This window comes from Prosthecobacter sp. (assembly GCF_044222565.1).
In the GTDB taxonomy this organism is placed as follows: domain Bacteria; phylum Verrucomicrobiota; class Verrucomicrobiia; order Verrucomicrobiales; family Verrucomicrobiaceae; genus Prosthecobacter.
In genome coordinates this window covers 80,634-89,180 of the sequence record NZ_JBGANA010000031.1, presented here as the reverse complement: position 1 = coordinate 89,180, position 8,547 = coordinate 80,634, and the positions used below count along the sequence as shown (strand labels likewise).

The following is an 8,547-nucleotide window of genomic DNA, read 5'->3' as shown; positions in this document are numbered from 1 at the left end:
TGCCCGGGCGGCGGAGCGGCCCCATTGGCTGCGTTGGTCGCTTGCCTGTTATTTTCAAATAGCAGGCGGCGCTCCCGCCTTGCCACTGGGGCCGCTGCGCTCGCCGGTCAAAATGACAATCTTTTCGAGAACTGGTCTAGCTCCGGGTAACGGCAAGGAAGCCGGCCTAATTCGGGGCTTTGTCCTGCACCACTGGCAGGAGCCTTTTGTAGGCGGACAATTTCCCTGTGGCCCCAGGCTGCCGAGTGATTGGCTGGTCAAAGTCGAGCGCCCAAACACTGGGGGCTGACTGCATGGCTGCCTGGAGGAGCTGTTCGTGCTTCGTGCGTTTGGTCTCGGGCACGGACAGGTCCACAAGCACACGGGTGATCTGCAGTTCGTCGAGGTGCTTGAGAATGGCGGATTCATCCGCAAACTGTGACCGGTAATCACGTCCCATCCAGTCACTCGAGGCGAGCTCTTTGCTGCCACGATAAATGCGGAGCAGAGATGGAGACCGTTGCGGACATCCGAAGGCCCCTGCAGCAATCACGGCACCCTCGCCACGCGGGTCGGAGGCGATCAGCCAGTTCTGCTTGCTTTCACCCTTATTCGGCAGCCCCAGCTTCTCAACCGCCTGGCCAAACCCATGTACTTCCTTCACCGGCAAACCGGTGTTGAAGAGGAAGACGGCGATCAAAGCGGTGAATAAAACACTTTTGCCACTCGAAGAACCTGGCTTTGACCATGGGAGACCTTCCAAACCGTAGGCGGCGGCAATCAGCACCACAGGGGCCAAGGTGAGCATGTATCGGGTGCTCAGCCCCACAGGCACCAGCAGAAGCACGAGGGTCGTGCCGAGCGCCATCCCTGCGAGAGAGGCAGATTCCGGCAGAAGATTGCCTCCGCGTTTTCCGGCCATGAAGGCGCGCACGATTCCAACTGCGGAGAGAATCGTGAACGGCCAGCCGAAGACTGCCGGCATGGCGGCAAGATGAAATGGAACGGCCTGCAGGAAATACTGCCATGGCGTGAGCTGGGTCATTCCCTCTTTCGAGATCCCGGTGGAATAGAGCATCCAGGGTCCTGCGAACAAAGCCACGGGGAGGGCCGCGCTCCACCACGACCACTTAAAGATGAGCCGCCACTTTCCGGAAAGCAGTGTGGCCACCGGCGGAACCAGGCACAAACCCATGCCGGATCCTTTCGTCAGAATGGCCGCTGTTGCCACACACCCCCAAACCAGCGCACGTCTCACTGAGGGGGCCCGCAGATACCATGCCCACAGCAGCGATGCCCAGAGGCAGAAAACCGCCAGCAGAATATCAGACATTACATACAGAGTCAGTTTCAATCCGATCGGCAGCAGAACCACCGAGAGACTGACGATTGCGGCGAGCAGCGGCTTCAGAAAACGCGAGGCCAGAAGATGGGTGATGAAAGCAAGCAGGGACAGAGTCAGCGCCTGAAAAACCAGCAGCGTGCCCACACTGTTGTGCAAAAGCAGCAGCGGAGCGGCTATGACGTAATACAGCGGCGGATAGTGCCCCAGGGCGACACGCGGAAAATCAGCGTAGTAATCTTTGGCGAAGCGCATCGGGTGCTGGCCAAGACCGCCGTCCAGATAGTCATGCAGCATCAACGATGTGACCGCATGCGCCGCTTCATCGGGATCGCCCCCGAGATCTGAGGAAAAGCCTCCCGCGCCAAATGCAAACGACAGGGTGAAAACGATGGAGATTACTAGCACTACGAGCCCGGCTGCAACGGCTGAGCCCGATTTGGGAGAGGATTGACTGTTGGACATCCGAAAGTGCTTCTCAAAGCACTTTGCATGGCCGCATGTAAAGCAAAGAATTACGGAAGGGAAGATTTCTTCTGCCTTGTAAGCATTCAGCAAGCGATGCTGAGAGAAAACACGCTAACCAACCTGAGCAATCGAATGGATCCATGGGAATGCCTTCGCCTGGGAGTACGAAAGCTCTCGAAGCCCCTGCGCCGCAAGATGTGTTTTGATGCCATACGTTACCAGAATGACTGCTCATGACCGACTCGGCAGATCCCCAGAAGGTATCTGTGCGGCATCCCTTTGGGTGCTGGGCAGCGTGTTCCCCGCGTTAGGTTGCCATCCCCCCCGGGGATTTCCGCACGATTCTCCCGAATACCTTACGAGGTTCTTACAAGCGCATATCCCTTAATAGATGCTATAGTAAATCTTGAGAATGCCGCAAAATAGCGATTCATTGCTGCACTGCGGGTATTTAACCTTTTGACTTCCTTATGCATCATTACACGTTCCATCCGATGAAACTCCTTGTCGCCATCATGGTCTTTGCCCTTACGGTGCACGGGCTGGCTGCAGACTCCACCGGCACGGTCGCGGTGGCTGTTGGCAAGGTGACTCTGGTACCGCTCGGCGGGGGCTCTGAGGTGGCTTTGAAAGTGGGAGATGCGGTGCCTATCGGCTCGACGGTGAAGACCGGCTCGGCATCACGTGCAGTCATCAAGACAACGAAGCAGTCGGCGGTTCGCATCGCTGAGAATTCACAGGCGGTGTTTACTGAACTGGTGGACTCTGATACCGCTCCGAAAGTTTTGGTGGATCTCCAGTCCGGCAGCCTGGGTGCGCTGATTCAGCCGCAGGCACAGTCCACGATGGACTTCAAGGTGAAGACTCCGAGCGGAATCGCAGCAGCGCGCGGCACGATGTTTGCGGTCGCTGTGGAAGACGGGAAGGGCTTCGTCAAAGTGGAGCATGGCAAGGTGGATGTGACTCCGGCCAACGTGAAGAAAATGGCACCGCAAATGGGCAAGGTGACGATCATCAGCGGCAAGGTCACCGAAACACCTCCAGGAAAAGCCGAGCACGTTTTGAAAGAGGGCGACATCGTCGAGGTGGGCAGCACGCTGAAGACCGGCGCAGACTCCCATGCCACGGTGACCATGACCACGACTTCCGCGATTCGGCTGGGGCCGGACTCAGAGGCAGTGGTGGCAGAGATCGTGGAATCCAAGGAAGCGCCCAAAGTGCTGCTGGACCTGAAGAACGGTACCGTGGGCGCACTGGTGAAGCCGGAAAGCTCGGGCAAGATGGATTTCAAGATCAAGACGCCCAGCGGCATAGCCGTTGCAAAAGGCGCCTTCTATTCTGTTTCGGTCGAAAACGGCAAAGGCTACGTGCAGACAAAGGACGGCGAAGTCGTGATCGTCCCGCTGGAAACGGCGTCTGCTGCCCCTGCCGCTACCAAGCCTCAGCAATAATACCGCACTCACGGAATGGCCTTGGGATGTCCAAACTTTAGGACTGCTCGCGCCCTCGTTCAGGGTGGCGCGTTATGGATTTTGCTTCTGGCATCAGTGGCTCGAATCTCCGCGAACCCCACCGGCGGTGTCGTCGTTCTGGGGGACGCGCAGATCCAGAGCAGTGTGCCAGGATTGACGACTATTCATCAGCAGACAGACCGGGCTGTCATCGACTGGGGCACCTTCAACATCGGAAGTGGAGAGAAGACGCAGTTCATCGTGCCGGACGTGACCTCCGCCACACTGAACCGTGTGCTGAACGGGGGACCTTCCCTGCTGGATGGCACGCTCACCTCGAACGGCCAGGTGTTCCTCATCAACGCTAGTGGCATCGTCTTTGGTCAGGGCTCCGTGGTGGACGTGGCGGGGCTTACGGCCTCCACGCTGGATCTGGGAAACCGCAGCTTTATGGCCGGGGGCGACATGGTATTTTCTGGTAGCAGCTCGGCGGGCGTGACAAACGCGGGCTCCATCAAATCCGGCGGCGATGTGTTTCTGATCGGTTATCAAGTGAACAACTCCGGCAGCATCCGCGCGCCGAACGGCACCGTGGGCCTCGCGGCCGGGACGGATGTGCTCATCCGCGCTGTGGGAGATGAACGCGTGATCGTGCGCAATGCCGCAGGCCCGCAGCGCCGCACGGGAGTGAACAACAGCGGCCTCATCGAGGCGAATGTGGCGGAACTGAAGGCGCACGGCGGAAATATCTATGCGCTGGCCATTCGGAATACTGGCCGTGTTGCCGCCACGGCCGTCACGCGTCAGGGGGGACGTATCATCCTGAGTGCAAACGGCGGGGCTGTTGAAAATCGTGGCACACTTGTGGCACGGGGACCTGGGGGAAATGGCGGGCAGATCAGAATCAGTGCAGGCAGCAAGGGCAGAGTCACGCTCAGCGGCGGGCGGGTGGATGCCAACGGCACCACGGGCAAAGGCGGCAGCATCGCCGTGAGCGGCGGCGAGGTGACCGTACGACGTGCCATCCCCATCACCGCCGATGGTGGGACCGCAGGCGGGCAGATCGACATCAATGCCACGCCGCAGGGTGCTGAGCAGATGCTCAGCACCATCATCGAAGGCAACATCCATGCGGATTCTGCGAATGGCGGGGGCGGCGTCATTCGTCTTGGCGGCGCATCGCTCACGCTCGGTGGTGAGGCGCTCATCAGCGCCAGCGGAGCCACGGGCGGCGGCAGCATCTTTGCCGGCGGCGGTGCGCAGGGGCTGGACCCGAGCCTCGCGAATTCCACGCAGGTGCAAATTCAGCAAGGAGCGGTCCTTTCAGCCAATGCCACCCGCAGCGGCAATGGCGGCACAGTGGTGGCTTTTGCCAGCGATACGCTGAACTTCCTGGGGGCGGTGCAGGCACGCGGAGGAGCCGCTGGCGGTAATGGCGGCCTGGCGGAGATTTCCGGGAAGCAGTCGCTCATTATCGAATCGCTTACCGGCCACATCGACCTCAGTGCTCCGCAGGGCCGCGCGGGCACGCTGCTGCTCGATCCCAATGACATCCTGATTTCCGACAGCGTGGCAGGAAATACCATCACCAATCCCGCCCAGGCAAACACGCTGAGAGCCTGCGACATCTCGCAGTGGCTGGACGCCAGCAGTGGCAATCTCATCATCCAGACCAACAGCACTGCAGGAGGAGGCGTGGGAAACATCACGCTGCAAGGCGCCATCCAGTGGAGTTCCAGCGCTTCGCTGACCATTCGTGCCGACCGCGATTTCATCATGACGACGCAGAGCGGAGCGAACGACAGTCTTATTCAGGCCCTGGGCAGCGGCAGTGTGGACATCACCGCCGGTCGCGCAGTGGAGATTCTGGCAGGAGCACAGATTCTCACGCATTCGGGCAACGTGACCCTCACCGCCGGGCAAAATGCCGCCTCCTTCGATGCCGCCGACCAGGCTCTTTACATCGGCGGGCAGATCATCACGGACAGCGGCAGCATCTCTCTCTCCGGATTGAATGACGGCGCAACCAACGCAGTGGCGCTGCTGCTGGACAGCTGCGGCGCGCTGAATGCAGGTGGATTTGGCGTCATCACCCTGCGCAATGCAGGCGGCAGCATGGTGGGCCACGGCACCCTTTCCTCGTGGGGCCTTGTGCTCGCAGGCGGCGGGGATTTTTATCTCACTGCTCCGGACAATGCCGTGCAGACGCTCGCCACCAGCGGCTCCATTGGCTCGCTGCAGCTGGTGAACTCGCTTGGTCTCACCATTGGCAGCATTGGTGCGGACAGCGGCCTGAGCGCGCTGCGGGATGTGAGCATCATCACCACAAACACGGACCACATCCGCATCAACAAAGATCTCTCTTCCCAGGGCGGCGTGATCACTTTGCAAGGCTTTGGCATTGAAGTGAATGGCAGCCGTGTTTCCAACATTGGAGACGGCACGCTCTACCTCACCGCCATGCGGGAGGTGAATGTGAACTCCGGCGCGGTGCTCTCCGTGGTGGATGGCAAAATGGTGATCAATGCGAACCAGGATCTGCTTCACCTTACCGGAGGAAACTTTGCCGGCATTCTTCTGGACCGCGCCACGCTCACCACCAGTGGCAAAGGGGCGATCGAGCTGAACGGACACGGTGGCGACAGCGGAGATGGCAATACGGGCATCCTCCTGCGAAACGGCTCCACCATTCAGTCAACCGCCACGTCCACTCTTGCGGGCAGCCTTTCCCTGCTCGGGGTGGCGGGCGGTGGTGGCAGCGGCAATTACGGCGTGTCTCTGCAGGATGCAGGCAGTGCCATCACCAGCGCTGCCGCTGCAGTGACCATCACGGGCAGCGGCACCGGCACTGGAACGCAGAACACGGGTGTGGACCTAGGAGCTGGCACAGCCCTCTCAGGCAATGGCGCCACCATCATTAACACAGACACCATCAGCATCTCAGGCGCGGCCACGATCGGTGGCACGGGCAATTTGTACATCCGGACGGTCACCTCTGGAACCGCCATTGGGCTGGGAGATGGAGCAGCCGGCTCCCTGCTCATCAATTCGGCCGGAATTGGCGCCATCTCGCCAACCCTCAGCCACATCACTATTGGCGCACCGACCTCAGGCGCGGTCGAGATCCGCGCTGCGACATGGCGTGCGCCTTTGACCATCCTCACGCTGGGCGAGATCACGGTCAGCGAGCAGCTTATCGATCTCGGCGGTCCGGTGACGCTGAACGGCTCCAACACCGTGCTGTTTGCCGGCATCACCACCGCTGGTGGAGGGATCCTCATCAGCAGCCCGGTTACTCTGGCCGCCAGCGCCCTGCTGGACAGCACGAACGGCGGTGCCGTGATCAATGGTGCAGGCATCACCCTCGGCGGCATCTTGAACCACACCTTCGTGGACAACAGCAGCGGCCCCGATCTCACCATCAATGCTGGACTTGCGGGAGACGTGGCCTTGCAGGGCGCGGTGGGTCATCCGGTGGCGTTTCATTCGGTGGTTATCACCGCGGCTTCACTCGTGGGAGCGTCGGACATAGCCACACGCAGCTTTCAGCTCACGGCAGGTGGAAACATGGACCTCACGCATGTGGCTGCCTCTTCCATATCCGTCACCGGACGCGGCGGGAATGACACGATCCTCCTGGCGCAGGCGCCAGCGACATTGTCCGTCAACGGGGCAGGCGGCACGGACACGGTCTCTTTTGCCGCAGCCGCCAGCGGCGTGAGCATCAGCGCAGCGAGTTTCACCAGCATCGAGAACCTCATCGGCTCCAGTCATGCAGACACTCTCATCGGCGCTGCGGGTGGCAATGTGTTTCAGATCACCGCAAACAATGCCGGCACCCTTGGCACGCTGCATTTCAGCTCCGTCGAAAACCTCACCGGCAGCAGCGGTGGCAGCAATCAGTTCGTTTTTTCCAATCAGGCCACGCTATCTGGCACCGTCGATGGCCTGGGCAATCCGCAGGCTGTCGTTCTGATCAATGACAGCGATCTGCAGGCGGGGCAGACCTACACCATCGGCGCTTCGCTGGTCAGCGTGGCGGACCGCAGGTATGCCTTTCAGGGAGTGAACACCCTCGGGCTTAACCTTGGCAGTGGCAATGACAACACAGCCACCAGCTTTTACACCTTTGCACAGAACCTCAGCGGCGGCGGCGGCAATGACCAGCTTTTTGTGGATGGAGTCAAGGTGGTGACAACACCGCTGACCAAGCCCGGCTTCGGCACCATCACCACCGTCGGTTTTTCCACCAGCACTGTCATTTCTCCAGTGACGAACATTTTCCTGCAAAACTTCACACCGGGCAGTGGCCCTGGAGGCTCAAACGGCTCGCAGACAAACAATTTCAACTCCACCTCCATCTCTGGAGCGGGCGGCATCGGAATCCAGGCTGCCGCAGGTGCGCTGGCCAGTGGCGCGGGTCTCGCAGGTGCGACTTCTGCAGCGGCATTCCTGGGACAGACGGTTGGTGGTGGTGGCGCCGGCTCCATGAACGGCGGCGGCCCCGCCAGCCTCGGCACGCAGTCCAGCCTGAACTCTTCCACCTCCGCCACGGCCGAGCGCGAGCTAAACATGAGCCTGGGTGGCGATGGCACGGTGCGCCTGCAAAATGCGGGCGGCCTGCTTGGCATTGATCCCGGATCAGGCGCGCCCAGCACAGCCTCCACCTCGCAGCTCGCTTCGGGCATCAGCCTGCTGGCGCAAAGCGAGCTGGCCATCGGCGCGATCGGCCGAGGGGAAGTGCCGCTCACGGTGCAGGCAGGCGCTCAGTCCATCACGCTGGGAGATCCCCTTCCCTCGCTCAATGTCCAGCAGTTCCTCGCCCAGGGCGCCAGCCCGCAGGCCTTTAGCCTGATGTTCCAATCGCTGGGTGGTGATGGCACTGCGCGTCTGGAGTTCCTCTCCGGCAGCATCACCATGGAGGTCAATGACAGGCCGGTTCCTGCCACCATCGAGAGCGTTCTCAGCGCCAGCATTTCGGCGGGTGCCTTTGGAGAGCTGGCGCACGCTCTTGGCGGCATCGGAGAGTACCGCATCAGTGATGTAAACGGCCTCGCGCTCATGGACGCCTCCGGCACCGCCGCACCGCCCGAAGTACAGGCCGCCATCCGCGCACTGCTCTCCGCCCCCGGCGCACTCGGCCTCGCCCTCGCGCTCGGAGAAGAAGGCGGCTCCCTGGTGGTTTCATGGGACGGCATGGTGGGCCTCTCCCTCGATGGAGTGCCCGCCGGTCCCTTTGTCACCCTCAAACTGCAGAACGCCATCGCTGCCGAGAGTTTGGCGGAGCTCGACCACGCATTGCGCTGA

At 61.0% G+C, this 8,547-nt stretch carries 3 protein-coding genes; 2 read left to right on the top strand and 1 reads right to left on the bottom strand.

What is annotated here, in order from left to right:
* Positions 1 to 166: 166 nt before the first annotated feature.
* Entirely contained in the window at positions 167 to 1,729 is a 1,563-nt protein-coding gene (locus ACILSR_RS29620) for an ArnT family glycosyltransferase (RefSeq protein ID WP_395753437.1), read from the bottom strand.
* A gap of 554 nt (positions 1,730 to 2,283) precedes the next feature.
* Here ACILSR_RS29620 and ACILSR_RS29615 point away from each other — a divergent pair.
* On the top strand, positions 2,284 to 3,240 hold the full coding sequence (locus ACILSR_RS29615) for a FecR domain-containing protein (protein ID WP_395753436.1): 957 nt from the start codon (positions 2,284 to 2,286) through the stop codon (positions 3,238 to 3,240).
* A gap of 96 nt (positions 3,241 to 3,336) precedes the next feature.
* Positions 3,337 to 8,547 (top strand): beta strand repeat-containing protein, encoded by a 5,211-nt coding sequence (locus ACILSR_RS29610; protein ID WP_395753435.1) that lies wholly within the window; start codon positions 3,337 to 3,339, stop codon positions 8,545 to 8,547.

Excerpts from the sequence above, each read along its gene's own strand:
- ACILSR_RS29615 (WP_395753436.1), top strand. The coding sequence starts at position 2,284 with ATGAAACTCCTTGTCGCCATCATGGTCTTTGCCCTTACGGTGCACGGG.